26 protein-coding genes and 1 tRNA gene are annotated in these 26,755 nt (G+C 71.5%); 11 read left to right on the top strand and 16 right to left on the bottom strand.

Annotated elements, in window-relative coordinates:
- The first annotated feature begins 6 nt into the window (after positions 1–6).
- Positions 7–2,268, top strand: coding sequence for a tetratricopeptide repeat protein (locus U5C87_RS14310; RefSeq protein WP_330473208.1), 2,262 nt, complete (start codon positions 7–9; stop codon positions 2,266–2,268).
- Between the two features lie 279 nt (positions 2,269–2,547).
- Here the strand turns inward: U5C87_RS14310 and cphA are convergent, their stop codons facing one another.
- The 6 genes from cphA to glgC form a co-directional block, all read right to left on the bottom strand.
- Positions 2,548–5,424, bottom strand: a complete 2,877-nt coding sequence (gene cphA / locus U5C87_RS14315; protein ID WP_330473209.1) for a cyanophycin synthetase — start codon at positions 5,422–5,424, stop codon at positions 2,548–2,550.
- 115 nt (positions 5,425–5,539) lie between these two features.
- Positions 5,540–6,460, bottom strand: coding sequence for a cyanophycinase (locus U5C87_RS14320; RefSeq protein WP_330473210.1), 921 nt, complete (start codon positions 6,458–6,460; stop codon positions 5,540–5,542).
- A gap of 9 nt (positions 6,461–6,469) precedes the next feature.
- Positions 6,470–7,717 carry a phosphoserine phosphatase SerB gene (gene serB, locus U5C87_RS14325; RefSeq protein WP_330473211.1) on the bottom strand — a complete coding sequence of 416 codons (1,248 nt, stop codon included), beginning with the start codon at positions 7,715–7,717 and terminating at the stop codon, positions 6,470–6,472.
- 92 nt (positions 7,718–7,809) lie between these two features.
- Positions 7,810–8,541, bottom strand: coding sequence for a ZIP family metal transporter (locus U5C87_RS14330; protein ID WP_330473212.1), 732 nt, complete (start codon positions 8,539–8,541; stop codon positions 7,810–7,812).
- Between the two features lie 15 nt (positions 8,542–8,556).
- Positions 8,557–9,441, bottom strand: a complete 885-nt coding sequence (locus tag U5C87_RS14335) for an LLM class F420-dependent oxidoreductase (protein ID WP_330473213.1) — start codon at positions 9,439–9,441, stop codon at positions 8,557–8,559.
- Positions 9,438–10,694 carry a glucose-1-phosphate adenylyltransferase gene (gene glgC / locus U5C87_RS14340; RefSeq protein ID WP_330473214.1) on the bottom strand — a complete coding sequence of 419 codons (1,257 nt, stop codon included), beginning with the start codon at positions 10,692–10,694 and terminating at the stop codon, positions 9,438–9,440. The genes U5C87_RS14335 and glgC overlap by 4 nt, the downstream gene beginning before the upstream one ends.
- 102 nt (positions 10,695–10,796) lie before the next feature.
- Between glgC and glgA the strand changes: the two genes are divergently transcribed.
- On the top strand, positions 10,797–11,999 hold the full coding sequence (gene glgA, locus U5C87_RS14345) for a glycogen synthase (protein WP_330473215.1): 1,203 nt from the start codon (positions 10,797–10,799) through the stop codon (positions 11,997–11,999).
- A 16-nt stretch (positions 12,000–12,015) separates the two neighbouring features.
- Here glgA and U5C87_RS14350 read toward each other — a convergent pair whose 3' ends face one another.
- Positions 12,016–12,747 carry a PIG-L deacetylase family protein gene (locus tag U5C87_RS14350; RefSeq protein WP_330473216.1) on the bottom strand — a complete coding sequence of 244 codons (732 nt, stop codon included), beginning with the start codon at positions 12,745–12,747 and terminating at the stop codon, positions 12,016–12,018.
- Positions 12,748–12,802: 55 nt separating this feature from the next.
- Here U5C87_RS14350 and U5C87_RS14355 point away from each other — a divergent pair, with 55 nt between their 5' ends.
- Positions 12,803–13,231 (top strand): pilus assembly protein CpaE, encoded by a 429-nt coding sequence (locus U5C87_RS14355; RefSeq protein WP_330473217.1) that lies wholly within the window; start codon positions 12,803–12,805, stop codon positions 13,229–13,231.
- Position 13,232: 1 nt separating this feature from the next.
- On the opposite strand, the gene U5C87_RS14360 is transcribed toward U5C87_RS14355, so the two are convergent.
- Complete coding sequence (locus tag U5C87_RS14360) at positions 13,233–13,997, bottom strand: hypothetical protein (RefSeq protein WP_330473218.1); 765 nt, start codon at positions 13,995–13,997, stop codon at positions 13,233–13,235.
- A 60-nt stretch (positions 13,998–14,057) separates the two neighbouring features.
- Between U5C87_RS14360 and U5C87_RS14365 the strand changes: the two genes are divergently transcribed.
- The 5 genes from U5C87_RS14365 (at position 14,058) to U5C87_RS14385 (ending at position 18,487) form a co-directional block, all read left to right on the top strand.
- Entirely contained in the window at positions 14,058–14,843 is a 786-nt protein-coding gene (locus U5C87_RS14365; protein WP_330473219.1) for an ABC transporter ATP-binding protein, read from the top strand.
- Between the two features lie 130 nt (positions 14,844–14,973).
- Positions 14,974–15,423, top strand: a complete 450-nt coding sequence (locus U5C87_RS14370) for an NfeD family protein (RefSeq protein WP_330473220.1) — start codon at positions 14,974–14,976, stop codon at positions 15,421–15,423.
- A gap of 157 nt (positions 15,424–15,580) precedes the next feature.
- The gene (locus U5C87_RS14375) at positions 15,581–16,762 is read left to right on the top strand and encodes an SPFH domain-containing protein (RefSeq protein ID WP_330473221.1); all 1,182 of its coding nucleotides are present in this window, start codon (positions 15,581–15,583) and stop codon (positions 16,760–16,762) included.
- 45 nt (positions 16,763–16,807) lie between these two features.
- Positions 16,808–17,578 (top strand): sulfite exporter TauE/SafE family protein, encoded by a 771-nt coding sequence (locus tag U5C87_RS14380; RefSeq protein ID WP_330473222.1) that lies wholly within the window; start codon positions 16,808–16,810, stop codon positions 17,576–17,578.
- 96 nt (positions 17,579–17,674) lie between these two features.
- On the top strand, positions 17,675–18,487 hold the full coding sequence (locus tag U5C87_RS14385) for a TrmH family RNA methyltransferase (RefSeq protein ID WP_330473223.1): 813 nt from the start codon (positions 17,675–17,677) through the stop codon (positions 18,485–18,487).
- 7 nt (positions 18,488–18,494) lie between these two features.
- Here the strand turns inward: U5C87_RS14385 and U5C87_RS14390 are convergent, their stop codons facing one another.
- From U5C87_RS14390 to U5C87_RS14420, 7 genes are all read right to left on the bottom strand, one after another.
- On the bottom strand, positions 18,495–18,881 hold the full coding sequence (locus U5C87_RS14390; protein ID WP_330473224.1) for a DUF3037 domain-containing protein: 387 nt from the start codon (positions 18,879–18,881) through the stop codon (positions 18,495–18,497).
- Entirely contained in the window at positions 18,878–19,648 is a 771-nt protein-coding gene (locus U5C87_RS14395) for a HipA family kinase (protein ID WP_330473225.1), read from the bottom strand. The genes U5C87_RS14390 and U5C87_RS14395 overlap by 4 nt, the downstream gene beginning before the upstream one ends.
- Before the next feature lie 4 nt (positions 19,649–19,652).
- Entirely contained in the window at positions 19,653–20,921 is a 1,269-nt protein-coding gene (locus U5C87_RS14400; protein ID WP_330473226.1) for an MFS transporter, read from the bottom strand.
- Between the two features lie 48 nt (positions 20,922–20,969).
- On the bottom strand, positions 20,970–21,791 hold the full coding sequence (locus U5C87_RS14405) for an ABC transporter permease (protein WP_330473227.1): 822 nt from the start codon (positions 21,789–21,791) through the stop codon (positions 20,970–20,972).
- Positions 21,751–22,566, bottom strand: coding sequence for an ABC transporter ATP-binding protein (locus U5C87_RS14410; RefSeq protein ID WP_330473228.1), 816 nt, complete (start codon positions 22,564–22,566; stop codon positions 21,751–21,753). The genes U5C87_RS14405 and U5C87_RS14410 overlap by 41 nt, the downstream gene beginning before the upstream one ends.
- Positions 22,563–23,165 (bottom strand): MarR family winged helix-turn-helix transcriptional regulator, encoded by a 603-nt coding sequence (locus U5C87_RS14415; protein WP_330473229.1) that lies wholly within the window; start codon positions 23,163–23,165, stop codon positions 22,563–22,565. Before U5C87_RS14415 ends, U5C87_RS14410 begins: the two co-directional genes overlap by 4 nt.
- Positions 23,166–23,261: 96 nt before the next feature.
- Positions 23,262–23,348 (bottom strand) — tRNA-Leu (locus tag U5C87_RS14420).
- Positions 23,349–23,469: 121 nt separating this feature from the next.
- Between U5C87_RS14420 and U5C87_RS14425 the strand changes: the two genes are divergently transcribed.
- The gene (locus U5C87_RS14425) at positions 23,470–24,852 is read left to right on the top strand and encodes a M20/M25/M40 family metallo-hydrolase (RefSeq protein ID WP_330473230.1); all 1,383 of its coding nucleotides are present in this window, start codon (positions 23,470–23,472) and stop codon (positions 24,850–24,852) included.
- Positions 24,853–24,892: 40 nt separating this feature from the next.
- Here the strand turns inward: U5C87_RS14425 and U5C87_RS14430 are convergent, their stop codons facing one another.
- Positions 24,893–25,078: a DUF5703 family protein gene (locus tag U5C87_RS14430; protein ID WP_030146024.1), complete on the bottom strand. Its 186-nt coding sequence runs from the start codon at positions 25,076–25,078 to the stop codon at positions 24,893–24,895.
- A 188-nt stretch (positions 25,079–25,266) separates the two neighbouring features.
- Here U5C87_RS14430 and U5C87_RS14435 point away from each other — a divergent pair, with 188 nt between their 5' ends.
- Together U5C87_RS14435 and U5C87_RS14440 are read left to right on the top strand one after the other, a co-directional pair.
- Positions 25,267–26,061 carry an LppX_LprAFG lipoprotein gene (locus U5C87_RS14435; RefSeq protein ID WP_330473231.1) on the top strand — a complete coding sequence of 265 codons (795 nt, stop codon included), beginning with the start codon at positions 25,267–25,269 and terminating at the stop codon, positions 26,059–26,061.
- 283 nt (positions 26,062–26,344) lie between these two features.
- On the top strand, positions 26,345–26,719 hold the full coding sequence (locus tag U5C87_RS14440; protein ID WP_330473232.1) for a hypothetical protein: 375 nt from the start codon (positions 26,345–26,347) through the stop codon (positions 26,717–26,719).
- Positions 26,720–26,755: the final 36 nt, after the last annotated feature.

The raw sequence follows: 26,755 nt of genomic DNA on the forward strand, positions 1-26,755 counted from the left end.
CTGCCCATGCCTCACGCCGGGACCGAGTCCAGCCCCCTGACGACGAACGATCCCGAGGCGGTGCCGGCCCCGGTGGCGGCGGTGCGGGTCGACGAGGTGCGGGTGCTCGACGGGCCCAACCTCTACTTCGCCCGGCCCACGATCAAGGTCATCCTGCACGTCCCCGGTTACCTCGCGCTCAAGCGCACGGATGCCGAGGCGCTGGCCCAGAGGCTCGGCATGCGCTCGGCCCGTCCGGGCAAGCGGGGCACCGCGCTGCGCCAGCGGTTCGTCATGCGCGTCATCCGTACCGTGACGCGCCGGGTCGGCAGCGAGATCGGTGCCGGACGGCTGGGCGTACGCGTGCGGGCCGGTCAGACGGTCGACGACGTCGTGCTCGCCTTCCCGTGGGTGCACCGCACGCGCGGCCGCGTCGCGGGGGAGCAGGTCGGCGCCGTCATGGCCGGGCTGCTCGACCCGTCACGTCGTGCCGACGAGGTCATCGAGGCGGCCGCCGCCGTCATCCTCGCGGCGCCGGACGGTCCCGGGCCGAGCGTCATCACCCCCACGGTGCCCGTCGCGTCCGTCACCGGGACCAACGGCAAGACCACGACGACGCGCCTCATGGCGCACATGTGCATGAGCGCCGGCCTCACCACCGCGTGGAGCTCGACCGACGGCGTCGTCGTCATGGGCGAGACCAAGGAGGAGGGCGACTTCTCCGGACCCGCCGGTGCGCGTGGGGTCCTCGAGACGCCCGGCCTCGACATCGGCATCCTCGAGACCGCGCGAGGCGGCATGCTCCTCAAGGGGATGGGCGTCACGGCCAACGACGTCAGCGTCGTCACCAACGTCAGCGCCGATCACCTCGGCCTGCAGGGCATCGACACCCTCGACCAGCTGGCCGAGGTCAAGGCCATCGTCACGACGGTGACCAAGCCCCAGGGTTGGGTCGTGCTCAACGGCGACGACCCACGCGTGTGGGCGATGCGCTTCGGCATCAAGGCCAAGCCGTGGGCCTTCAGCCTCGACCCGGCGTCGCCGGCCCTCTGGGAGTCGATCAACTCCGGTGGTCGCGGCATCACCGTCCTCGACGGCGAGATCGTCGTGCTGTCGCCCAACGGCGACCCCGACCGACTCGTCAAGATCGTCGACGTGCCGATGACGCTGAGCGGGCTGTCCCGCAACAACATCGCCAACGCGCTGGCCGGCGCTGCTGCTGCGCTCGGCCTCGGCGTCCCGCGCTCGGCCGTCGTCGAGGGCCTGCGCACCTTCGCCCCTGACCCCGAGCACAACTGGGGGCGGCTCAACACCTACTCCCTGCCGCTGCCGAGCGGCGGCAAGGCCACGGTCATCATGGACATGGCCCACAACGAGGCTGGCCTCGAGGCGTTGCTCGAGGTCGCCCGCGGCCTCGCCGCGCCCGGCGGCGCCGTGCGTCTCGGACTCGGCTGCGCCGGCGACCGTGCCGACGACGCCATCATCGCCATGGGCGAGATCGCCGGCCGGGGAGCCGAGGAGGTGGCCCTGAAGATCGCTCGCCACTACCTGCGCGGCCGCGAGCCCGAGGAGCTGCTCGGGCTCTTCCGCGAGGGACTCGCCAAGGTCGGCGTCCTCGACGTGCCGGGACACGACACCGAGCTCGAGGCCCTCGAGGCTCTCGTGCCCCACGCTCTGGACGGGGACGTCATCGCCCTCATGTGCCACGCGGAGCGCTCCGAGGTCGACGCGTGGATCCGCGCGCACGGCGGAAAGGTCGACGACGCGCGTTCGATCCGCCGCAAGGTCGTCGCCGCCCGCGGAGAGCACGAGCTCGAGGCCGAGATCTCGGCACTGTGGGAGATGACCGACGAGCAGGCCCGCCTGGCCGCGGCCCAGGAGCTCGTCGACGGGCACCCCGGCGACCCGCGACTCGTCTTCGAGCTGGCCGGGGCCAAGGACGCCTTGGGCGACGAGCAGGGCGCCATCGGCCTCTACGAGGAGGCGCTCGAGGGTGGCCTGCGCGAGCCGCACCGACACCGTGCCCAGCTGCAGCTCGCCTCGAGCCTGCGCGTCGTCGGACGCGCCTCGGAGGCGCAGCAGCTCGTCGCCGACGTGCTCGAGGCCCGTCCGCACAACACCGCCGCGCTCATGCTGCGGGCGCTCGTGCAGGCCGACCTCGGCCAGGAGCGCCAGGCGGTCGCGGACCTCATCCGCGCGACGCTCGAGGCGACGACCGACGTCGACACGCAGGCCTACCGCCGCGCGCTGCGGGCCTACGCCGACGAGCTCGCCCCCGCCGCCGACTGACCCCGCGCGACCGGGGCCAACCACCCGCGCGCCCGCCCGCACCACAACTCCGCCCGGGCGGAGTTGTGGTGGGGCTTGTCGCGCGATCGACCCGCAAGGCCCGCCCGGGCGGAGTTGTGGTGGGGTTCCGTGGGTGATCGACCTCGATAGGTCCGCCGTGGCGGAGTTGTCGAGGGGCTTGTCGCCTGATCGACCTCGGTAGGTCCGCCGGGGCGGAGTTGTGGTGGGGTTTGGTGCGTGATCGACCGCGATAGGTCCGCCCGGGCGGAGTTGTCGAGGTCAGATGGCGGTGTCGTCCGCTGGCACGGGCTGCGCGTCCGTCGGCACGGCGCCGAGTGCCTCACCCTCGGCCTCGGCCGTCTCGGTGAGGGTGGTCGGGTCGAGGTCGGGGTCGCTCGTCGCTGCAGCCGGCGTGCCGATGCGGGCACCGGCCTGGGCGTGCTTGGTGCGCTCCTCGAGCTCGGCGACGACGAGCGCGTGCTGGTCGACGCACATGACGACGAGGTCGCCGGGGTTGGTCCTGGCGAGCACGTGGCGCACGGCCTCGAGCTCGTCGAGCACCACCTCGACCTGACGGCAGCGGGCGCCGTCCTTCATGGCGGCGTGGGCTCCCTCTGCCACGAGTGCGGCGGTCTCGCCGGGCTTGCGGCCGCGAAGGCGCTCGTCCTCCCGCACCACGATGACGTCGAAGTGCTGGGCGGCCACCGCGCCGAGCTCGCGCATGTCGTCGTCGCGGCGGTCGCCGGCCGCGCCGATCATGCCGATGCGTGAGCTGCGGCCGAGGTCGGACTGACCCTCCCTCTGGGCGGCGTAGCGGTCGACGAACGCGCCGAGCTCCTTCATGCCGGCGGCGTTGTGGCAGTAGTCGACGAAGACGTCGGCGTTGCCCACCTGCACGAGGTTGAGGCGTCCGGGGGAGAGGTAGTAGGTCGTCGCGAACGTGCGCAGTCCCTGCCGGATGTCGTGCAGCGGCGCGCCCGCGGCGAACGCCGCGCCGGCGGCAGCGAGCGCGTTGGCCACGTTGAAGCGCGCCGCGCCGCCGAACGTCGAGGGCAGCAGGTGCGTCCACGCGAGCTGCATGCTGCGGCGACCGTGCTTGATGACGATCATCTCGCCGCGGTCGCTCGGCTCGAGCACGACTGCGCGTCCGCCGCGACGGCAGTAGTCGTCGACGAACTCGCGGACCTCGCTGCCGGGCTCGGCCATGGTGAACCAGACGATGCCGCCGGAGCAGCGCCGGCGCATGTTGCGCACGTTGACGTCGTCGGCGTTGAGCACCGCGAAGCCGTCGCGCGGCACGGCCTCGACGATGACGGCCTTGACGTCGGCGAGCTGGCGGAGCGTGTCGATTCCCTTGAGGCCCAGGTGATCCGGGGCGACGTTGGTGACGACGGCGATGTCGTTGCGGTCGTAGCCGAGACCCTCGCGGAGGATGCCACCACGGGCGACCTCCATGACGGCGAAGTCGACGCGCGGGTTCTGCAGCACCATCCGGGCCGAGCGGGGACCCGACGCGTCGGCCTTGATGACGAGACGCTCGTCGATGACGACACCGTCGGTCGAGGTCATGCCGACCTTGCGCCCGAGGCCCTTGAAGATGTGGGCGATCATGCGCGAGGTCGTCGTCTTGCCGTTGGTGCCGGTGACGGCGACGATCGGCACGCGCGACTGCGCGCCCGGCGGGAAGAGCAGGTCGACGACAGGCTTGGCGATGAACTGCGGCTCACCCACGGTCGGGTGCGTGTGCATGCGGAAGCCGGGCGCGGCGTTGACCTCGCAGATCGCGCCGCCGGTCTCGCGCACGGGGTAGGTGATGTCGGGACAGATGAAGTCGATGCCGGCGACGTCGAGACCGACGATGCGCGCCGCCTCCTCGGCGATCTCCACGTTGTCCGGGTGCGCGTCGAAGGTGCGGTCGATCGAGATGCCGCCGGTCGACATGTTGCCGGTCAGGGCGAGCTTGACCATCTCGCCCTCGGGCGGCACCGACTCGAGCGTGTGCCCCTGGCCGGCGAGGATGTCGATGGCGTTGGCGTCGACCTTGATCTTCGTCAGGACCTTCTCGTGGCCGACACCGCGGCGCGGGTCGGCGTTCGTGATGTCGACGAGCTCGGCGACGGTGTGGGTGCCGTCGCCGACGACGTGGGCGGGCACGCGCTCGGCGATGGCCTGCATGCGTCCGCCGACGATGAGGCAGCGGTAGTCGCGGCCGGTCACGAAGGACTCGACGATGATCGTGCCGCGTCGCGACTCCGCCTTGGCGATCTCGTAGGCCTTCTCGACCTCCTCGTCGCTCATGAGGTTGAGGCACACACCGCGACCGTGGTTGCCGTCGAGCGGCTTGACGACGACGGGGAACCCGATGCGTCGGGCGGCGTCGAGCGTGCCCCGCAGCGTCCGCGCGGCCTCCTGCTTCGGCACGGGCAGGCCGGCCGAGCCGAGGAGCTTGGTCGTCAGGTCCTTGTCGCTCGCGATGTCGACGGCGAGGGCGCCGGTCTTGGAGGTCATGGTGGCGCGGATGCGCTGGGCGTGGACGCCCTGGCCGAGCTGGACCAGCGAGGCCGCGTTCAGTCGGATGAAGGGGATGTCGCGCGAGGCGGCCTCCTCGAGGATGGCCGCGGTGGACGGCCCGAAGGCGACCCGCTCGGCCTGGCGCAGGAAGGCGTTGAACTCGGTCTCGAAGTCGAAGCCGTCCTCGGCGTCGACGAGGTGGTTGATGAGGCGCACGGCGAGCTTGCCCGCGGCCACGCCCACCGTCTCGTCGGTGTAGCTGTAGACGACGTTGTAGTGCCCGGGCCTGCCCTTGACCGCGCGGGTCTTGCCCCGGCGCGAGTCGTGGCCGGCCAGGGTCTGCAGCTGCAGCGCGACGTGCTCGGCGACGTGGCCGAGCCAGGTGCCCTCGTGCAGGCGCTCGATGAAGCCGCCGCGCCGGCCGAGCGAGCAGGTGTGCCGCTCGAGGCCCGGGACGAGCTCGACGAGCTGGTCGGTGAAGCCCGGGAGCGAGACGGTGGGGTACTCCTCGAGGCTGCCGAGGTCGACGACGAGGTGGATCGCCTGCTGGTAGGACCACACGTTGGGTCCGCGGTAGATCCGGGTCTCGAGGATCTTCAGGTCCGGTCGGGCCGGTCCTGTGGGGGTGGGTACCTCGACGGCCATGGGTCTCCTCCTACGGGGGGTCGTGCGGGGCGTGCCGTGCGGCAGGCCCCCGACCGTTGGTGCGGCGTGCTGGTGCGGCGTGCTGGTGCGACGTGCTGGTGCGGGCGGGCGGGACTCAGTGAGCGGCGCTGCTCGTCGTCGAGCGCGCCGCACGGACCTTGGCGGGGACGACCGCGCCCTCGATGTCCGGGTGGCGTTCGACGAAGGCGGTCAGCTCGACGTGGTCCAGGTCGAACGTACTGCCCGTGGGCAGCGAGTGCACGACCGCGCCCGAAACGAGCAGGGGCGCCCCGCGACGCGCGTCGGGGGCGTCGGTGATGGCGTTGCGGGCGTTGACGAGGAAGATCGAACCGGCCCCGATGACCGACATGACCTTGCCGTCACGGATCTCGGCGGCGGTGTTCTCGTCGATGCCCATGCCGAGCAGGTTGGGCGACGCGGCGACCATCGACATGAGCCGCCCGTAGCGACCCCGCTGGTCGAAGTGCTGGTCGATGATGACGTCCTCGACGAGACCGAGCCCGGCCGAGATCTGGCTGGCGCGCTGCTTGGGCGTCAGGCCCTCCTCGCCGAGCGAGATCATGAACCGGCTCATGATCGAGGCACCGGCGGACGTGCCGGCGATGACGGCGCCGCGCTCGTAGGCCCGCACGATCGCGGCGCCGACGGGGGTGCCGACGATGTTCTGGGCGAGCTTGACCTGGCTGCCTCCGGTGAGGAAGACACCGGTCGCCGTGTCGAGGGCCTCGACCATGGCGGGGTCGTTCGAGTCGCGGCGCGTCTCCGGGTGGACGACCGAGACGTCACCGCCACGCAGGCGGGTGAAGACGTCGCGGTAGGCCTCGGACACCTCGCCGGCGTACGACGAGGCCGTCGGGATGACGACGATGTGCGAGCGCCGACCCCCGGCGAGCTTGATGAAGCGCTTGAGCACGACCGAACGACCGATCCGGTCCTCTGCACCGCCGATGATGAGCAACGTGCGGCGGACGCCGCCGGTATTCGGGGGTGTGGACGGTGGAGCGACGGACTGCATCGCGCCAGCCTAGTGACCGGCGTGTGGGACGGGCGGAGCCTGGGTCGGCGTGCCGTCGTCGAGATCGGCTTCCTCGATCTCCTCGCGCGAGATCCCGAGCAGGTAGAGCACCGAGTCGAGGTAGGGCACGTTGACCGCGGTCTGGGCCTGCTCCTGCACGACGGGCTTGGCGTTGAAGGCGACCCCGAGGCCTGCGATGTCGAGCATGTCGAGGTCGTTGGCGCCGTCCCCGATGGCGACGGTGCGGCTGAGCGGCAGCCCCTCCTCGTCGGCGAACTCGCGCAGGGCGCGGGCCTTGCCGGCGCGGTCGACGACCTCGCCGACGACCTGCCCGGTCAGGTGCCCGTCGACGATCTCGAGCCGGTTGGCGCGGGCGTGGTCGATCCCGAGGTCGTCGGCGAGCTCGCCGACGATCTCGATGAAGCCGCCGCTGACGAGCCCGACGGTGAAGCCGAGGCGCTTGAGGGTGCGCACCAGCGTCCGAGCTCCCGGCGTCAGCTCCACGGCCTCGCGCACCTCGTCGAGCACCGATGCCGGCAGGCCTGCGAGGGTCGCGACGCGCGCCCGCAGGGACTCCTCGAAGTCGAGCTCACCCGCCATGGCACGGGCCGTCACCTCGGCCACCTCGGCCTCGCGGCCGCAGTGCGCGGCGAGCAGCTCGATGACCTCCTGCTGGATCAGCGTCGAGTCGACGTCGAGCACGACGAGGCGCCGACCGCGGCGGGCGAGACCACCCGGCGCCACGGCGATGTCGATCCCCTCCGAGGTGGCCACGAGGGCCAGCTCGGTGCGCAGCGAGGGCACGTCGGCGCCGGAGATGTCGAACTCGACGGTCGTCACGGGGTAGCGCGACAGCCGGCGGATGCGATCGATGTTGGCGCCGTGGTCGGCGATGCGGCTCGTCACGAGCGAGACCGCGTCCGCGCGCAGAGGTGCCCCGAGGACGACGACGGCCGCTCGACCCTGGCGTGACCGCGCGTTGACGCCGGTGCCCTCGTCGACGGTCAGGGTCAGGCCGAGACGGTGCGCGGCCACCGCGGCGGCGTCGCGCAGCCGCTCGACGTGGGCGCCTGGGCGCAGCAGGACGGTCAGCGTCAGGTGGCCGTTGACGACGACCTGCTGGATGTCGAGGACCTCGGCGTCGACGCCGGACAGCGCTCCCAGGAGGGTCCCGGTGACGCCGGGACGGTCGTCCCCCGTCACGGTCACGCTGAGGGTGTGGATGTCCGTTCCGTCCGTGCTGTTCGCTTCGGTCACCCGCGTCAGGGTAGTGACGCCGCGCGCCTCGCCGCGCTCCCTTCCGGGATGCGGCCGGTCGTCCGAGGGCGTATGCCGGGTGGCGCGGTTCGTCAACCCAGCGCGCTCAGCAGGAACGCGAGGGCAAAACCGAGCATCGTCACGAGGCCGACGAGCCGCCCCGCGTGCTCGGTCGCCTCGGGCATCATCGTGTCGGCGAGCATCGTGATGATGGCGCCGGCCGCGAACGTCTGGATGCCTGCCACGAGGGCGGGGGAGGCGCCCTGGAGCAGGACGAAGCCGGCCCCCGCGGCGAGTCCCGAGGCGACCATCACGAGGAGCCACAGTCGCAGGATCTGGCCGGTCGAGCGTCCGGCCCGCTTGAGGCCGGCGCTGGCCGACATCGACTCGGGCACGTTGGACAGGAAGACGGCCGCGACCATCGCGATGCCGACCTCTCCGCCACCGAGCAGGCTCACGCCGATCGCCGCCGACTCGGGGATGCCGTCGAGAAGGGCTCCGAGGACGAGCGCCATGGCGCCGGCCCCTTGCTGCGGTCCGCCGGTGGGGCTCTTACGACGGTGGCCGCCGCGGCGGTCGATGAGCCAGTCGCCGACGAAGAAGACGAGCGAACCGCTGACGAGCCCGATGACGACGGGCGCGGTGCCGCCGGAGCGGAAGGCGTCCTCGGTCAGCTCGAAGGCCACGGCGCTGATGAGCACGCCGGCCCCGAACGCCATGACGAGCCCGATGGCCCGGTACGAGGCACGAGCGTAGAGGCCGAGCAGTGCGCCGACGAGCAGGGCAGCCCCGCCGACGAGTCCCCAGAAGGTCGCGGTAAACATGCCCGGTTCGTACCCTCAGGCGGGTGCTGTCCTCGCACTCGCTCGTGAGGAGTTCATCTCGTCGCGCCACTGCAGCAGGTCCCGCACCCGTGCCATGTCCGGGTCGGCTGCGGCGACGCTCGCGGTGAACAGGCGCGTGCCGATCTCGTGCAGCTGCTGGGCGTTGCTCGCGTAGTCGCCGGACTGGTCCGGGTTGCGGCCCGGGACGAAGGCGACACCGGCCGACCGCTCGATCTCGAGCGGGTCCCGGCCGCGGCGGGCGCACCACTCGTCGAGGACCCGGTGCTTGTGCGCGATCTCGGCGCGGTCGCCGAAGCCGTGCCAGATGTCCGCGTGCTCGGCCACGATGCGCAGCGTCTTCTTCTCGCCGCCACCGCCGATGAGGATCGGGATGTCGCGGGTCGGTGGCGGGTTGAGGCGCGTCCAGCGGTCACGGATGACCGGAAGGTCGCGGGCGAGGTCGTCGAGGCGACCGCCGGCCGTGCCGAAGTCGTAGCCGTACTCGTCGTAGTCGAGCTGCTTCCAGCCAGATCCGATCCCGAGGATCAGCCGCCCACCGCTCACGTGGTCGACGGTGCGGGCCATGTCGGCGAGCAGGTTCGGGTTGCGGTAGCTGTTGCACGTGACGAGCGCGCCGATCTCGACGGCCTCGGTCGACTCCGCCCAGGCACCGAGCATCGTCCAGCACTCGAAGTGCATCCCGCCGCTGTCACCGCTCAGGGGGAAGAAGTGATCCCACGTCAGCAGCAGGTCGACGCCCATCTCCTCGAGCGTGCTTGCGGTGCGGCGGATCTGCGCCCACGTCGCGTGCTGCGGCGGGATCTGGACGCCGACCCGCGCGGGCCGTGGGTCGGCCGCGCTCGCCGGCGCCGCGAGCTCCTCGGTGATGCCCGAGCTCACCGGGTGACGACCTGGCCCTTGCCGACCACGACGATGCCCGTCTCGGTCACGTGGAAGCCGCGGGCCCGGTCGTGCTCGTGGTCGATGCCGATCTGACAGCCCTCGGGGATCACGACGTTCTTGTCGATGATCGCGCGACGGATCTGGGCGTGCCGTCCGACCTCGACGCCGTCGAGCAGCACCGACCCCTGGATGCTCGCGTAGGAGTGGACGTGCACGAGGGGCGAGAGCACTGACGCGTAGATGTGCGCGCCCGAGACGACGACGCCGGGGGAGACGGCCGAGTTGAGCGCCTCACCGATGCGGTCACCGCTGCCGTGCACGAACTTCGCCGGCGGGTAGGGGCTGTGCTGGGTGTAGATCGGCCACTCGTAGTTGTAGAGGTTGAAGACCGGGTGGATCGAGATGAGGTCCATGTGCGCGTCGTAGTACGACTCGATGGTGCCGACGTCGCGCCAGTAGCCGCGGTCGCGCTCGGTCGCCCCGGGGACGTCGTTGTCCTTGAAGTCGTAGACGCCCGCCTCACCGCGACCGACGAAGTACGGCACGATGTCGCCGCCCATGTCGTGGTTCGAGTCGGTGTCGCGGTCGGTCGTCACGGCCTCCTCGAGGGCGGCTGCGGTGAAGACGTAGTTGCCCATCGAGGCGAGCACCTCCTCGGGGTTGTCGGGCAGCCCCTTGGGGTCGCTCGGCTTCTCGAGGAACGCGGCGATCTTGGACGGGTCGGTGTCGTCGACCTCGATGACGCCGAACTGGTTGGCGAGCGAGATCGGCTGGCGGATGGCGGCGACGGTGCACGCGGCGCCCGACTCGATGTGCTGGTCGACCATGGCGCTGAAGTCCATGCGGTAGACGTGGTCGGCCCCGACGACGACGACGATGTCGGGCCGCTCGTCGTGAATCAGGTTGAGGCTCTGGTAGATCGCGTCCGCGCTGCCGAGGTACCAGTTCTTGTCGACACGCTGCTGCGCCGGCACCGTCGTGACGTAGTTGCCGAGGAGCGTCGACATGCGCCACGTCTTCGTGACGTGCGCGTCGAGGCTGTGCGACTTGTACTGCGTCAGCACGACGACCTTGAGGTAGCCGGAGTTGACGACGTTGGACAGGGCCAGGTCGATGAGCCGGTAGATGCCGGCGAACGGTACGGCGGGTTTGGCCCGGTCGGCGGTGAGCGGCATCAAGCGCTTGCCCTCACCGCCAGCGAGCACGATCGCGAGGACTTTCGGACCAGCTGCTGGGCTTCGTCGGGCCATGCACGCCACCCTAGGGCAGCGATCCGTCGCTCGGCAGGTTCAGCGCGCAAGATGGACAGAGCTTTTCGCTCCTCGGGATCGGACCGGCACTAGGGTCGGAACGTGCGCGTCGACATCCTCAGCAAGGAGTACCCGCCGGCCATCTACGGAGGCGCGGGTGTTCACGTGGCAGAGCTCGTCCGGGCGTTGCGCTCGCGCGGCGACATCGACGTGCAGGTGCGCTGCTTCGGCGCCCCGCGCGACGAGGAGGGCACGACGGCGTACGCCGACCTGAGCGAGCTCGCCGACGGCAACGCGGCGATGCAGACCCTGGGTGTCGACGTCAGCATGGCCGGCGACTGCGTCGGCGCCGACCTCGTGCACTCGCACACGTGGTACGCCAACATGGCGGGCCACCTCGCCTCCCTGCTCGGCGGCATGCCCCACATCGTCACGGCTCACTCGCTCGAGCCGATGCGGCCGTGGAAGGCCGAGCAGCTCGGCGGCGGCTACCGCGTGTCGTCGTGGGCCGAGCGCACCGCCTACGAGTCGGCGGCCGCCGTCGTGGCCGTCAGCGCGGGCATGCGCGAGGACATCCTCAAGAGCTACCCGACGCTCGACCCGGCGCGGGTTCACGTGGTGCACAACGGGATCGACTCGCAGCTGTGGCAGGCCGACCGCTCACCCGAGGCCGACGCGATCGTGCGCAAGCACGGCGTCGACCCCGACAAGCGCTCGGTCGTCTTCGTCGGTCGCATCACCCGCCAGAAGGGCCTGCCGTACCTGCTGCGGGCCTGCGCCCAGCTGCCGCCCGACGTCCAGCTCGTGCTGTGCGCCGGCGCCCCCGACACCCCGGAGATCCTCGCCGAGGTCGAAGGGCTCATGAACGACCTCCGCGCCCAGCGCGAGGGCGTCGTGTGGATCCCCGACATGCTGCCCCGCAACGAGGTCGTCGCGCTCCTCAGCCACGGCACCGTCTTCGCGTGCCCGTCGGTCTACGAGCCCCTCGGCATCGTCAACCTCGAGGCGATGGCGTGCGAGCTCGCCGTCGTCGCCACCGCCACGGGCGGCATCCCGGAGGTCGTCGTCGACGGGGAGACCGGGTGGCTCGTGCCCATCGAGCAGGTCCAGGACGGCACCGGCACGCCCGTCGACCCGGACGGGTTCGTCGCCGACCTGGCCGCCGCCCTCACCGAGGCCGTGTCCGACGTCGACCGGGCGCACGCGTTCGGCCGGGCCGGCCGGCAGCGCGCCGTCGACTCCTTCTCGTGGGCGTCGATCGGCGACCGCACGCTCGAGGTCTACCGGTCGGTCCTCGGCGGCTAGCCCCGGCTGGCCCCAGTCAGCCGACGAGCCGTCCCGTCAGCGAGTAGGGCACGCCCACGACATCGGCGGCGCCGCCCAGGATCGTGCCGAGCAGGTCCGGCGGCTTCGGGTAGTCGGGGCCGAGGGCGGTGAGGTACGCGTCGTGGGCCGACAGCGACGCCACCGCGGCGTCGAAGTGGTCCGAGACGTCGACGAAGTGCGTCGGGTCGCTGTCCGCGACGACGAGCAGGCGCGCGACCTGCCACGGCTCGTGTCCCTCGTCGAGCAGGTCGGGGAAGATCCAGCGGTTGCCGGCATCGGCCTTGGCGTCGACGACGGCGAGGCCCACGGCGCGGTGGTCGGCCTGGTTGACGAAGCCGCCGGGGAAGCGGTCGGCATACGTCGTGGTGACGAGCAGGTCGGGCTTGCGGATCCGGATCTCGCGCGCGATCGCCCGGCGCAGTGGCAGGCCGTACTCCACGACGCCGTCGGTGAACCCGTCGAGGAACTCCACGACGTGGACGCCGACCCGGGCGGCGCCGTCGCGCTCCTCCTGCTCGCGTGCCGGTCCCGCCTGCTCGGGCGGCATCGTGTCGATGCCGGCCTCGCCGCGCGTCGCCAGCAGGTACGTCACGGTCTTGCCCGCCCGCACCCACTTGTCGACCGCCGCAGCCGTGCCGTACTCGAGGTCGTCGGGATGGGCGACGACGCACAGGACGGTCTCGAAAGTGCCCTCGTCCAGCGGTTCCAGCTCCGGTCGCTCGGTCATGGACCAAATCTAGGGTTGCTTGGCGATCACACGGGGGAATGTGACGATGGAGGGCATGCTGACCATCGAGCTCGCCCGCCGGCTCTCCGACGCCGGACTGCGCTGGGAGCCCGTCTCCGGTGACCGGTTCGTCGTGCCCGTGAGCGGCATGGAGGACGATGTGTTCGTCATCAGCGAGATCACCGTCGACGTCCACCACTTCACGACCGGCGACGTCATCGGCTTCAACGGCACGACCGAGTGGGCGCTCGACAGCGTCGAGCAGGACAAAGTCGTGTGGCTGCCGCGCGAGGACCAGCTGCGCGAGCTGCTCGGGGAGTCGTTCGTCGCGCTCGAGCCGCTCGAGGGCGGGTATGCCGTGTCGGCCCGTGGTCGTCACGGCGCGGTCGAGCGCCACGCCGACATCGACGCCGAGCGCGCCTATGCTCGAGCGCTGATCGCCCGTCTCGAGGCCGCCTCGGCCGAGGGGGAGCAGAGCGCCTGAGTCAGGCCGGTCGCCAGCCCGCGATGGACATGACGGCGACGTTGGTCGCGTCGGCCAGGGCCGCGTCGGCGTCCGCCGCGAGGTCGCGCAGCAGCCGCGTCCGGTTGGCCGTCGTCGCCGCGTCGAGCCCGCCCGACCCGAGGGAGGTCCGGGTGGCGTTGCGGTGCGCGACCCGGGAGAGGTTGGCCGCGAGCGACATGAGGCGCAACGCACGGCCGGACGTCTCCGGTGGGATGCCCCAGAGCGCGGTGTCGAGGTCGGCGCGAGCCTCGGCGCGCGCCTCGTCACCCCACGGGTGCCCGCCGACCTCCTCGAACCGTGCCGTGTGCTCGCGCAGGCGGGTCATGAGCTCGCGCTCGATCTCGCGCAGGTCGAGCATCTCCATCCGGTGGCGCGGCACCGGGTCCGCCTCGTAGGCGGTCCAGTCCGCGCGCACCCCGACGTCACCCTCGGGGCCGAACTCCGACAGGGTCGGCACGAGGACCCCGCCGATGCCTGCGACGAAGACGCACTCGCCGGCGTCGGCGGCGTGGGCGGTCGCCTCGGCCGAGCCACGCGGCATACGACTGATGTCGCCCGGACGGGGCAGCGCCACGAAGAGCGCGCGCTCCCCGAGGTCGCGCCACACGTCCAGGCGGGCGAGGTCACCGGCGACGTGGTCGAGGTCCGGGAAGGCGCGGGCGAGGGCATCGGTCGTGCCGAGGTCACCGCGCCACGAGGCCGTCACCCAGAGCGCGAGGCGCACGGACGCGGGCAGCTCGGACACGTCGTCATCCTAGGGGGCTCCGCGTCGGCACCCCGGAGTGCCTTGCCATAGGGTCGAGCCATGAGCGACGTCCTCGCCTTCGCCGGAGTCACCGTTCGTCGCGGTGCCTCGACGCTGCTCGACGACGTCACGTGGGAGGTGGAGGAGGGCGAGCGCTGGGTCGTGCTGGGCGCCAACGGTGCCGGCAAGACGACACTGCTCCAGATCGCCGCCGCCCGCATGCACCCGACGTCCGGCGTCGCCGGCATCCTCGGCGAGGTCCTCGGCGCGGTCGACGTCTTCGAGCTGCGGCCCCGGATCGGTCTGGCCAGCTCTTCCATGGCCGAGCGGATCCCCGGCGACGAGCTCGTCGGCAACGTCGTCGTCACCGCGTCCTACGGCATCATCGGCCGCTGGCGCGAGAGCTACGACCACGTCGACTACGTCCGCGCCATGGAGCTGCTCAAGGCGCTCGGCGCCGACCACCTCGCCGACCGCGCCTACGGCACGCTGAGCGAGGGTGAGCGCAAGCGCGTCCAGATCGCGCGGGCCCTCATGACCGACCCCGAGCTGATGCTGCTCGACGAGCCCGCCGCCGGCCTCGACCTCGGTGGCCGCGAGGACCTCGTGCGCCGGCTCGGTGACCTGGCGGCCGACACCGAGGCCCCGGCGATGGTCCTCGTGACCCACCACGTCGAGGAGATCCCGCCGTCGTTCACCGACGTCCTCATGATCCGCGACGGCAAGGTCGTCGCCGCCGGGCCCATCCCGATCACCCTCACCGCCGAGAACCTCAGCGCCACCTTCGGGCTGCCGCTCGTGCTCGAGCACCACGGTGAGCGCTGGTCGGCGCGCGCCGAGTCCTGATCGCAACCTGCCCACCGCCCCGATCCGTAGGTCGGTGGAGGGAACTGAGGCAGAATCGAGAACGTCACTGGAGTGACGCACGGGACGTCGGCGTCCGTCGCCGGCTCGATCGAAGGCAGGGTGGGGGCACGTGTTCGAGGGGCACGCATGGATGGTCTGGCTGGGGGTGGCCCTCGTGCTGGTGGCCATCGAGACGGTGACCGTCGACTTCACCTTCCTCATGCTCGCCGGCGGTGCCGTCGGCGGCTCGGTGGCGGCGGCCTTCGGAGCGCCACCGGTCGTGCAGGCGGTCGTCGCGGCGCTCGTCGCCGTCGCGCTGCTGGCGATCGTGCGCCCGTGGCTGAAGAACCGGCTCCAGGCCAGCACTCCCCAGCAGATCATGGGCACCGCCGCCCACGTGGGGCGCTCGGCCGTTGCCATCGACCGGGTCAACCCCGCCGGCGGGCAGGTCAAGCTCGCCGGCGAGACGTGGTCGGCCCGCACCCTGGGCGACGACATCGAACCCGGCGAGGAGGTCGTCGTCGACTCCATCGACGGGGCGACCGCCATCGTGAGCCGCGCACGCGTCGTGGGGAGCTGAGCCGAACGGCCACGGCACCACGGCACGAGCCAGAGGGACGTCAGCAACCGTCACCAACCGTCACCACCGAACGAACGAGCGGGTCGACCGGCCCGCCCGCACCAGCCGTGCCTCCTCGGGGGAGCACGGACGCAACAGGGAGAAGGTCGAGAAGGTCGTGGACCCGGTACTCATCATTCCAATTCTCATCGTCATCGTGGCGCTCGTCGTCGTGCTGCGCACCGTGCGCATCGTGCCGCAGCAGACGGCACAGATCGTCGAGCGGCTCGGCGGCTACAACAAGACGCTGACGGCAGGCATCCACTTCCTGATCCCGTTCGTCGACAAGGTGCGCGCCAACATCGACCTGCGCGAGCAGGTCGTGACCTTCCCGCCGCAGCCCGTCATCACCAGTGACAACCTCGTCGTCAACATCGACACCGTCATCTACTACTCGGTGACCGACGCGAAGGCCGCGGTCTACGAGATCGCGAACTTCATCCAGGGCATCGAGCAGCTGACCGTCACCACGCTGCGCAACGTCATCGGCTCGCTCGACCTCGAGCAGGCGCTGACGAGCCGCGACCAGATCAACGGCCAGCTCCGTGGCGTCCTCGACGAGGCCACCGGCAAGTGGGGCATCCGCGTCAACCGCGTCGAGCTCAAGGCCATCGACCCGCCCCACTCGGTGCAGGAGACGATGGAGAAGCAGATGCGTGCCGAGCGCGACCGTCGTGCCGCGATCCTCACCGCAGAGGGCTTCAAGCAGTCGGCCATCCTCACGGCCGAGGGTGAGAAGCAGAGCCAGATCCTGCGCGCCGAGGGCTCGGCCCAGGCCCGCATCCTCGAGGCCCAGGGCCAGGCACGCGCCATCCAGCAGGTGTTCGACGCCATCCACCGCGGCAAGCCGACCCAGAAGCTGCTCGCCTACCAGTACCTCCAGGTGCTACCGCAGATCGCGCGCGGCGACTCGAACAAGATGTGGATCATCCCGTCGGAGCTGACCGACGCCCTCAAGGGCATCGGCAACGCGCTCGGTGGCAGCGAGCAGGCGCCGAGCGACCACGACGACGAGCAGTGGGTCGACAGCGGGGACAGCGTCGAGAACGCGTTCGCCGAGACGGTGCTCGAGGACCCGGCCAAGGCTCTCGCCGAGGCTCGGGGCCAGGCCGCCCAGGCCAGTGCCGAGTCCACCGAGCACGCGGCGCCCATCGGTCGCCAGCAGCCCGGCTACGGCTCGGAGGGCCTCGACGTGCCGCCGCCGCCCGCCGCGACGCCGCCGGTCCTGCCGCCCGCGCCCGACATCGCTGCACCGGCGCAGCCGGGCGACCTGCCCGACGTCCCGCCCACGCAGCGCTGACGGTCCCTTCCGACGACACCCGGTCACCCTCTGTAGGGTGACCGGGTGTCGTTCTGGTCCGCCGTCGCCGTCGCGCTCGCCGGGACCGGGGCCGGGATCATCAACACCATCGTCGGCTCGGGCACGCTGATCACCTTCCCGACGCTGCTCTTCTTCGGCGTCAACCCGCTCGTCGCCAACGTGTCCAACAACATCGGGCTCGTCGCGGGGGGCGTGACCGGCGCCTGGGGCTACCGGCACGAGCTCGGGGGACAGGCGCCGACGCTGCGCCGCCTCATGCCGATGTCGTTCGTCGGCTCGGTGGTGGGGGCGGGCCTGCTGCTCGTCCTTCCGGCGTCGGCCTTCCGGGCCATCGTCCCGGTGCTCATCCTCATCGCGCTGGTCCTCGTGCTCGCCGGCCCCCGCATCCAGAGCCACGTGCACTCCCGGGGCGAGGGCGAGCCGACGCCTCGCTGGCACACGCCGGCCATGGCGGCGGGCGTCTTCCTCGCGGGGGTCTACGGCGGCTACTTCGGGGCGGCCCAGGGCGTGCTGCTCATGGGCCTGCTCAGTGCCCTGAGCCTCGAGCCTCTCCAGCGCCTCAACGGCTACAAGAACGTCCTCTCGCTCGTCGTGAACCTCGTCGCGGCAGCGGTTTTCGTGCTCTTCGCGCGCGAGCACATCGACTGGCTCATCGTCCTGCTCATCGGCGTCGGCGCCTTCGTCGGCGGGATCATCGGTGCGCGCGTCGGACGCCGCATCCCGCCGAACGTGCTGCGCGGACTCATCATCGCCATCGGCCTCGTCGCCATCGTCAAGCTCGTCTGGTTCCCCTGAGCGAGGCCGCCTCGGGAGCCCGGGGCTGCCCGAGGGCGCCAGCCGCCTCCTCACGCGATGTCGGGATGACACACGGCCGCCACTAACCTGACGGGCGTGCCGATCGAGATCTCCGACCCCACCGACCCCCGCGTCGCCGACTACGTGTCCCTCACCGACGTCGTGCTGCGCCGGCGCCACGAGCCCGAGAAGGGGCTCTACATCGCCGAGAGCCAGAAGGTCATCCGGCGGGCGCTGCGGGCCGGGCACCGGCCACGGTCCTACCTCATGGCGCGGCGCTGGCTCGACGACCTCGCCGACATCGTCGCCGAGGCCGAGGCGGACGGCATCCCCGTCTACTTCGGTGAGCACGAGGTCATCGAGCAGTTGACCGGCTTCCACCTCCACCGGGGCGCCTTGGCTGCCATGCAGCGCCCCGCGCTGCCGAGCGTCGAGTCGCTCATCGCCGACGCGCGGCGGGTCATCGTCCTCGAGGACGTCGTCGACCACACCAACGTCGGCGCGATCTTCCGGTCCGCCGCGGCTCTTGGAGTCGACGCGGTGCTCATCACACCGCGGTGCGCCGACCCGCTCTACCGCCGCTCGATCCGCGTCTCGATGGGCACCGTCTTCCAGGTGCCGTGGACGCGGATCGACCCGTGGCCGCAGGGGATCGGCCTGCTTCACGAGGCCGGTCTGACGGTCGCCGCGATGGCACTCTCCGACGACTCCGTCTCGCTGGACGACCTGGAGTCGACGCCGCCGGAGCGGCTCGCGCTCGTCGTCGGCACCGAGGGCGACGGCCTGTCGCACCGGACCGTCGCCGACGCCGACCTCACCCTGCGCATCCCCATGGCCGGGGGCGTCGACTCGCTCAACGTCGCGGCCGCGAGCGCGGTCGCCATGTGGGCACTGCGCCGGCGCGGCTGACGGTCGGTCAGGCGTTCGCCGGCCGGACGAGCCGGGTGAGGAGGCGTTCGAGCTCGACGGCCGGGTCGTCGCAGAGGCCGCCGTGGACCGGCCCGGGCTGCACGACGGTCGAGCGCGGGGCGATGATCCAGCCGAACCGCTGACCCGGCTTGTCGAGCGTCGGCAGCCCGCGTCCGGTCTCGCCCCGGCACACCGCCCGCACCCGCTCGAGCATCGAGCGCACGCCGTCGAGGTCGCAGGTGGGGGACAGCGCCGCGGCGCGGTGCTCGTCGAGCTCCCAGGCGGCGTCGAGGAAGCCGGCGTCCTGGGAGTAGAGCACGACGCCGACGTTGATGAACTCCTCGCGGTCGACGCGCGGCACGAGCCGGAGCAGCACGTACTGGTACGCGTTCACGCCGCGACCCCCCTCGGCACCCAGGTGAGTGGCCCGTCGAGACGAGCGCGGATCATCTGGGCGTATGCCGCGCGCACCGCGGGTGCGTCGGCGAGGTCGGGGGTCGGCTCGATCCACTCGTCGGGCACCTCCGCGACCACGGCCTCGAGGGCCTTCGGCGTCAGGGCGGCTGCGAGCTCGTCGTGGCGGCGACCGACGTCACCGGCGACGTCGCGCAGGACGTGCCGGCTCGCGTCGAAGGGCTGGGCGGCGAAGCGCTCGGGGGAGGGCGCCCGGCTCGGCCACGAGTGGTGGAAGTAGAGCGCGGCGCCGTGGTCGATGGCCCAGGTGCGGCCGTGCCAGACGAGCAGGTTGGGGTTGGACCACGTGCGGTCGACGTTCGCGGTCAGGGCGTCGAGCCAGATGATCCGCTCGGCGAGGTCGGCGTCCGGCGGACGCGATCCGTCGTAGCCGAGGGAGCCGGGCAGGAAGTCGACGCCGAGGTTGGTCCCGACCGACGCGGTGAGCAGGTCCTGGACCTCCTCGTCCGCCTCGTACTTCGCGATCCGCGGGTCCAGGCGGATGACGGCGAGGTCGGGGACCGGCACCTCGAGCAGGCGGGCGATGCCGGCGACGAGCACCTCGGCCACGAGGACCTTGAGCCCCTGCCCGGCGCCACGGAACTTTAGGACGTAGGTGCCGTCGTCGTCGGCCTCGACGATGCCGGGCAGCGAACCGCCTTCCTTGAGCGGCGTCACGTAGCGGGTGGCGGTCAGCTCGGGAAGCACGCGGTCAGCCTAGTGGCCGCTCGTGGTCGAGCACCGTGGCGCGTGACCACAGCCGGCCCAGCAGCATCGCGGCGCAGGCATAGATGACGGCGAACGACGCGAGGGGCCACCAGGCGAGGCCGGTCGCGGGCAGCACGAGCGCACCGAGCGCCGCAGCCGCGACCATGCCCGCGTTGTAGACGACGTCGTAGGCCGAGAAGGCGCGGCCGAGGAGGTGGTCGTCGACGTGGGCCTGCAGGAGGGAGTCGACGGTGATCTTGACGCACTGCGAGGTGAAGGACACGAAGAAGCCGACGACGACGATGCTCCACGGCGTGAGGAACGGCCCCAGCACGGCACAGACGAAGGCCCCGAGCGCGAGCATGCGGGCTGCATACGGCACGGCGGTCAGCCGGGGGGCGAGCCACGGCGTGACGAACGCGGCCGAGGCGAACCCGACGGCGGAGGCGGCCGCGGCGATGCCGAAGCCGCGCGCGCCGTGGCCGGACTCGAAGGGGCCCCGGAAGAGCAGCAGCGTCTGGAGAAGGAGGAAGCCGAAGGGGATGCGGGTGAGGAAGACGAGCACGAGAAGCAGCCGGGCTCGGCGGGGGAGCGTGCGCACGGCCTCGGCCAGGCCCGTCACCACCGACCGGGTGATCTGGCCGACCGACGGTGCGCCGCTCGTGTCGTCCGGTCCGATGAACGGCAGCCGGGTCGCGGCCCACGTCGCGGCCACCACGCCGGCCGCGGCGAGGAGCACGTCGAGGACGTCGCTGCCGCCCAGCGCACGCAGGCCGGTGCCGACGGCGCCGCCGAGCAGGTAGGCGAGCGAACCGCACGTCGGCGCAACGGAGTTGGCACTGACGAGCGACTCCCGAGGAACGACGTGCGGCATGGCCGACGAGAGTCCGGCGAGGATGAAGCGGTTGACGGAGAAGACGAGCAGGACGAGCCCGAAGAAGGCCGGCCCCGTGCCGGCTCCCGAGACCAGGCCGGCCACCCCGAGGATCGCGGCTGCTCGCACGAGCTGACTGACGACGATGACCCGACGCCGTGGCCACCGGTCGAGCAGCACCCCGACGAACGGGCCGAGGGCGCTGTAGGGCAGCAGCACGATGGCGAAGGCGATGGCGATGCCCTGCGCGTCGGCGGCCTGCTCCGGGTTGAAGAGGATGTGGCTGGCGAGCGCGACCTGGAACACCCCGTCGCTGAACGAGGACGTGACGCGGCTGACGAAGAGCCGTCGGAATCCGCGTCCCCGCAGCAGGGTGAACAGGGCACGCAGGAAGGTCACGCGGCACAGCGTACGGTCACGGCGACAACGGGCGGTGTCGGGACGGTGTCAGCGCGCCAGACGGCCGATGAGCGAGGCGGCGCAGACGATGCCGGCCCCGGCGCTGCCGACGAGGACGCCGAAGTCGACCCAGTAGTTCGTCGTCGTCCCGAGCAGGAGACCGCGCAGCGCGGAGACCTCGTAGGTCAGCGGGTTGACGTGGCTGACGACCTGGAGCCAGCCCGGCATCATCTCGATCGGGTAGAGCGCGTTGGAGGCGAAGAAGAGCGGCATCGTGATCGCCTGCCCGATGCCCATGAGGCGGTCGCGCTTGAGGGCGACGCCGGCGATGCTGAGCGACAGGCACGAGAAGAACGCGGCGCCGAGCATGACGACGACGACCACGCCGAGCAGCCGGACCGGGTTCCACGTCATTGCCACGCCCATGAGGGCCGCGACGACGATGACGATGACGGCCTGGGCGACGGACCGTACCCCGGCGGCGAACGCCTTGCCCGCCACGAGGGCCGACCTCGGGGTCGGTGTCACGAGCAGCTTGGTCAGCACGCCGGCGTCGCGCTCCCAGATGATCTGGATGCCGTAGAAGATCGCGATGAACAGGGCCGACTGCGCGATGACGCCGGGCGCGAGGAAGTCGAGGTAGGGGATCCCGCCCGTGGGGATCGCCCGGATCTGGGTGAAGGTCGTGCCGAAGATGACGAGCCACAGGATCGGCTGGATCGCCCGTGTCACGAGCTCGCTGCGGTCGTGCCGCAGCTTCTGCAGCTCGACGAGGCAGAACGTGCCGATGCGCGAGGCGAGCAGACCCGGACCCGTCCGGGTCTGACGGTCAGCCCAGACGGCGGGCGGTTCGGCGAGTCGCTCGGACACCGCGCAGCCCTCCATTCTCGCCCTCTGCGAGCTCGTCGGCGAGGGTCTCTCCGGTGTGGTGGCGGAAGACGTCCTCGAGGCTCGCACCGGGCCCGGCTGCGGCCTTGAGGTCGTCGGGTGACCCAAGGGCGCGCAACGCACCCCGGTGCATGAGGGCGACCCGGTCGCAGAGCGCGTCGGCCTCCTCCATGTAGTGCGTCGTGAGCAGCACGGTCATGCCGTGGTCGCGCTGCATCTCGGCGACCCGCTGCCACACGCTGTCGCGGGCGACGGGGTCGAGGCCGACGGTCGGCTCGTCGAGGACGAGCAGCGCCGGACGGTTGACGAGGGCCTGGGCCAGCTCGAGGCGGCGCACCATCCCGCCGGAGTAGGTGGAGGCCAGGCGTGACTCGTCGGTGCGCAGGTCGACCATGTCGAGCACCTCGTCCGCGCGCGCAGACCGCTCGCGGCGCGGGACGTCGAACAGGCGGGCGAACCACTCGACGTTCTCGCGGCCGGTCAGGGCGCCCTCGATGGACAGCTGCTGGGGGACGTAGCCGAGGAGGCGCCGCACGAGCATCGCGTCGGTGCGCACCGAGCGCCCGAAGATGTCGACCTCACCGGCCTGGAGCGGCAGCAGCGTGTTGAGCAGCCGGATCGTCGTCGTCTTGCCGGCACCGTTGGGGCCGAGCAGCCCGAAGCACTCGCCGGGCTCGACCGCCAGCGTCAGGTCGTCGACGGCCAGGTGGGTGCCGAACCTGTAGGTCAGCGCCCGGATGTCGATGGCCGGCGTCACGACCCGTCGCCGCCCGAGGGCTGGTGCTCGCGCGCGACGGCGCCGGAGGGGACTGCGTGGGAGGTGGCCGACGTCCCGGACGCCGGGGCCGGCGGCGACTGCGAGGCGTCGGTGGACTCCGGCAGGTCGGCGGCGATCCGCGCGATCGTGACGAGCGCGTCGCCCAGGCGGGCACGCTCGTCGGCCGGGAGTCCGGCCAGCGCCGTGGCCGTGGTCTGGGCGCGCCGGTCGCGCCACTGCTCGAGCGCGGTGCGCGCCGACGCGGTCAGGTCGAGCCGGGCGACCCGGCGGTCGCTGGAGTCCCGCTCCCGCACGAGGACGTCGACGGCGAGCAGCTGTCCCACGAGGGTCGAGACGGTGTTGGCGGCCAGTCCCAGGACGCGCGCGGACTCCGCCACGGTGATGCCGGGGTTGCGCCGCACGACCCGCACGAGCTCGAGCTGTGCGCCGGAGAGCTTCAGCTCGGGCAGCGGCGCGCCCACGAGGCGCCGCGACCGCCGCCGCAGCAGGCCGATGACGTCGTAGAGGTCGTCCGCCAGACCGGTCACGTCGCCCGTCAGGTCCGCCGTGTCGTCGTCGGCCACGATGTCGTCGCTCACGATGAAAGGTTACGTCTGTGCCAGAGGCGTCGCCAGAGAAAATGCCGGGTACGAGAAGACCCCCGGGTCCTGACCTGCAGGAACCCGGGGGTCTCATGGTGTCGAGGGGGGGACTTGAACCCCCACGCCCGTTAAGGGCACTAGCACCTCAAGCTAGCGCGTCTGCCATTCCGCCACCCCGACAAGGTGATGCAAGGGGCTCGTGGGATTCCCTTGCGGCGAGGCGAAACGTTACACGTGGCCCGACCAAAAGACCAAACGGGCGGCTGCAGGGGTCCGGAGCCCGCGGCATACGCTGATCGCCATGAGCCACGCCGACGCCGACCGCCCCGTGACGACCGCCCCAGCCCACCCCACGACCCCGGCCTCCCGCACCGCCTCGGCGCCCGAGGACGAGGTCGCGCGGCTGTGCGCCGAGCTCATCCGCATCGACTCGTCCAACTACGGCGACGGCTCGGGACCGGGGGAGCGCAAGGCTGCCGAGTACGTCATGGGAGAGCTCGCCGAGGTGGGCCTCGAGGGCACCCTGCTCGAGAGCGAGCCGGGGCGCGCGACCGTCGTCGTGCGCCTCGAGGGCGAGGACTCCTCCCGCCCGGGCCTCGCCGTGCACGGCCACCTCGACGTCGTGCCGGCGAACGCCGCCGACTGGCAGGTCGACCCGTTCGCCGCCGAGGAGCGCGACGGGTGCATCTGGGGTCGCGGCGCCGTCGACATGAAGGACATGGACGCGATGATCCTCGCGAACATCCGTCACTTCGCCCGCACCGGCACGAAGCCGGCCCGAGACACGACGTTCGTCTTCTTCGCCGACGAGGAGGCGGGCGGCACCTACGGCAGCCACTGGCTCGTCGACCACCACCCGCAGTGGTTCGACGGCGTGACCGAGGCCATCAGCGAGGTGGGGGGCTACAGCGTCACCGTGCCGACGCCTCAGGGCCAGCAGCGGGCCTACCTGCTCCAGACCGCGGAGAAGGGCATCGCGTGGCTGCGCCTGCGGGCGCACGGTCGCGCCGGCCACGGCTCCGTGCCCAACGACGAGAACGCCATCGTCCGGCTCGCTGCCGCGATCGGACGGATCGCCGCGCACGAGTGGCCGCGCGAGTACATCGCGTCGGTCCGGGAGCTGCTCGACACCCTCAGCACCATGACCGGCCTCTCGTCGGCCGACGACGACCTCGAGCCCCTGCTCGCCACCCTCGGCGGCGCCCAGGGCTTCGTGCGCGGCACCCTGCGCGACACGGCCAACGTCACGATGCTCGAGTCGGGCTACAAGCACAACGTCATCCCGCAGACCGCGTCGGCAGCGGTCGACTGCCGCTTCCTGCCCGGCCACGAGGACGCCCTGATGGCCACGATCCGCGAGCTCGCCGGCGAGCACGTCGAGGTCGAGGTCGTGCACCGCGACGTCGCGATCGAGGCGCCCTTCTCCGGCGACCTCGTCGAGTCGATGAAGCAGTCGCTGCTGCGGGAGGACCCCGAGGCCGCCGTCCTGCCCTACTGCCTCTCCGGCGGCACCGACAACAAGGCGCTCGGACGGTTGGGCATCAGCGGCTACGGCTTCGCCCCGCTCCGGCTGCCCGCCGACCTCGACTTCGCCCCGATGTTCCACGGCATCGACGAGCGGGTGCCCGTCGACTCGCTCCGCTTCGGGGCGCGCGTCCTCGGTGACTTCCTGCGGACCTGCTGAGGCCCGCCAAGGCCCGCTGGGGCAGAGCGGGTAGGGCGCGTCAGGCCGTGCGCTGCACGCGCATGATCTTGCGCCGCAGCCACATCCGGCGCACGCCGCCTTCGTAGATCACCGTGCGCGACAGCTCCCAGCGGCCGTACTCCGCGTGCTCGCGCACCGCCTGCCGCGCCTGGGCCTTCGACGTGTGGCGGTCGAACGTGAGGACCCGGTACTCGTAATCCGTCATCGTCCACCATTCTGACACCAACCGTGACCCCACCGAGACCGTATGCGTGGTGTGGCGGATAGGTGCCCGCGGTACCGTCGCTGGGTCATCCGACCGCAGCCCGGACCTCCTCGTGAGCCCGTGCGGCGCGGCAACAGGGGAACCGCTCGGCACAGCCCGGCGTCAAGGGCCCAGGAGGTCAAACACACATGAAATGGAACACCCGCCGCATCGCGGCAGCAGTCATCGTCCTTCCCGCGGTCCTCGGCGTCGCCGCCTGTGGCAAGAGCGAGAGCCCGGCCCCCGCGGCGGGTCAGACCCAGGCCAGCTCGGCCGCCGCGACCAGCGAGGCGCCGGCCGCCGGCCAGCCGTACAAGGACAAGGCATCCTTCGTCGCCGCCATGAAGGCAGCCGGCAAGAACGCCACCACCGCCCACGTGACCATGGCCATGGACGCCGCCGGCCAGAAGATCGCCATCACCGGCGACACCAAGGTCGACGCGAGCAACCCCGCCATGAAGATGTCGATGGACATGGGCTCGAGCATGAAGCTCGACATGATCCTCGTCGACAAGAAGGTCTACATGAAGGGCTTCCCGGGCCTCGCCGCCGGGAAGTGGGCCGTCATCGACAGCAGCTCGAGCCTGGGCAAGCAGCTCTCGCAGTCGCTGGACCAGGCCGACCCGACGAAGATGTACGACCAGTTCGGCGCTGCGGTCACGGACGTCAAGTTCGTCGGTGAGGACACCGTCGACGGCGACAAGACGTGGAAGTACGACCTGACCCTCGACACGAAGGCGATGCAGGCCCAGCTCCCCGCCGACTCCAAGACGCAGATGCCGAGCACCATCGACTACACCGCGTGGCTCGACGAGAAGGACCAGCTGCGCAAGGTCACCTTCGACCTGTCCGGCGTCAAGGCCGAGATGACGATGAGCAAGTACGGCGAGCCCGTCGACATCACCGCCCCGCCCGCCGGCGAGACCGTCAAGGCGCCCATGTGACAGCTGGTGAGTGTCACGTGACGAGCACGTGACCTTCCGCGTCGAGGTGGGTGAACGGCCTGCCGACCACGCATGAACGATCCCGCAGCGAGCACGTGGCGCTGCGGGATCGTCGCATGTCGGGCCCGAAACCGCCGCCGAATCGGTGCTCCGCCGCGCACGGGTCGACTACGGTCGAAGCATGACCGCCGACCCCCGCGCCGCCCTCGAGCAGCTGATCGCCGCCCTCGAACGCCACCTCGAGGCCGCGAACGCGAGCCGAGACCCCGACCACCCCATGGTCATGGCGGCCGCCCAGGACCTCGCCGAGGCCTTCGACGACTACGACGAGGCGCTCTACGAGGCGACCGAGGTCGCCACGCCGCTCGCGATCTACGGCGACGACTTCGACGGCCACGAGGACGAGGACGGCACCGAGGGTCGGGTCTACGCGGGCCTCGACTCGGACGACTACGACGACGAAGACGACGACGACGATGACGACGACGACGCCGACGATGACGACGCCGACGATGATGACGACGATGATGACGACGAAGACGACGACTACGAGTATGACGACGAGGACGACGACGACCTCGACGACGGCGTGACGGGCGCGACCCGCACCGTCGCCACACCGCCGGCGAGCAACGGAGCCGGCGCGCCGCGCTCCTGAGCCCTGTGGTTGTGGGCCCTCGCGCCTCACGCCCTG

This window comes from Terrabacter sp. C0L_2 (assembly GCF_036352015.1).
Taxonomy (GTDB): Bacteria; Actinomycetota; Actinomycetes; order Actinomycetales; family Dermatophilaceae; genus Terrabacter; species Terrabacter tumescens.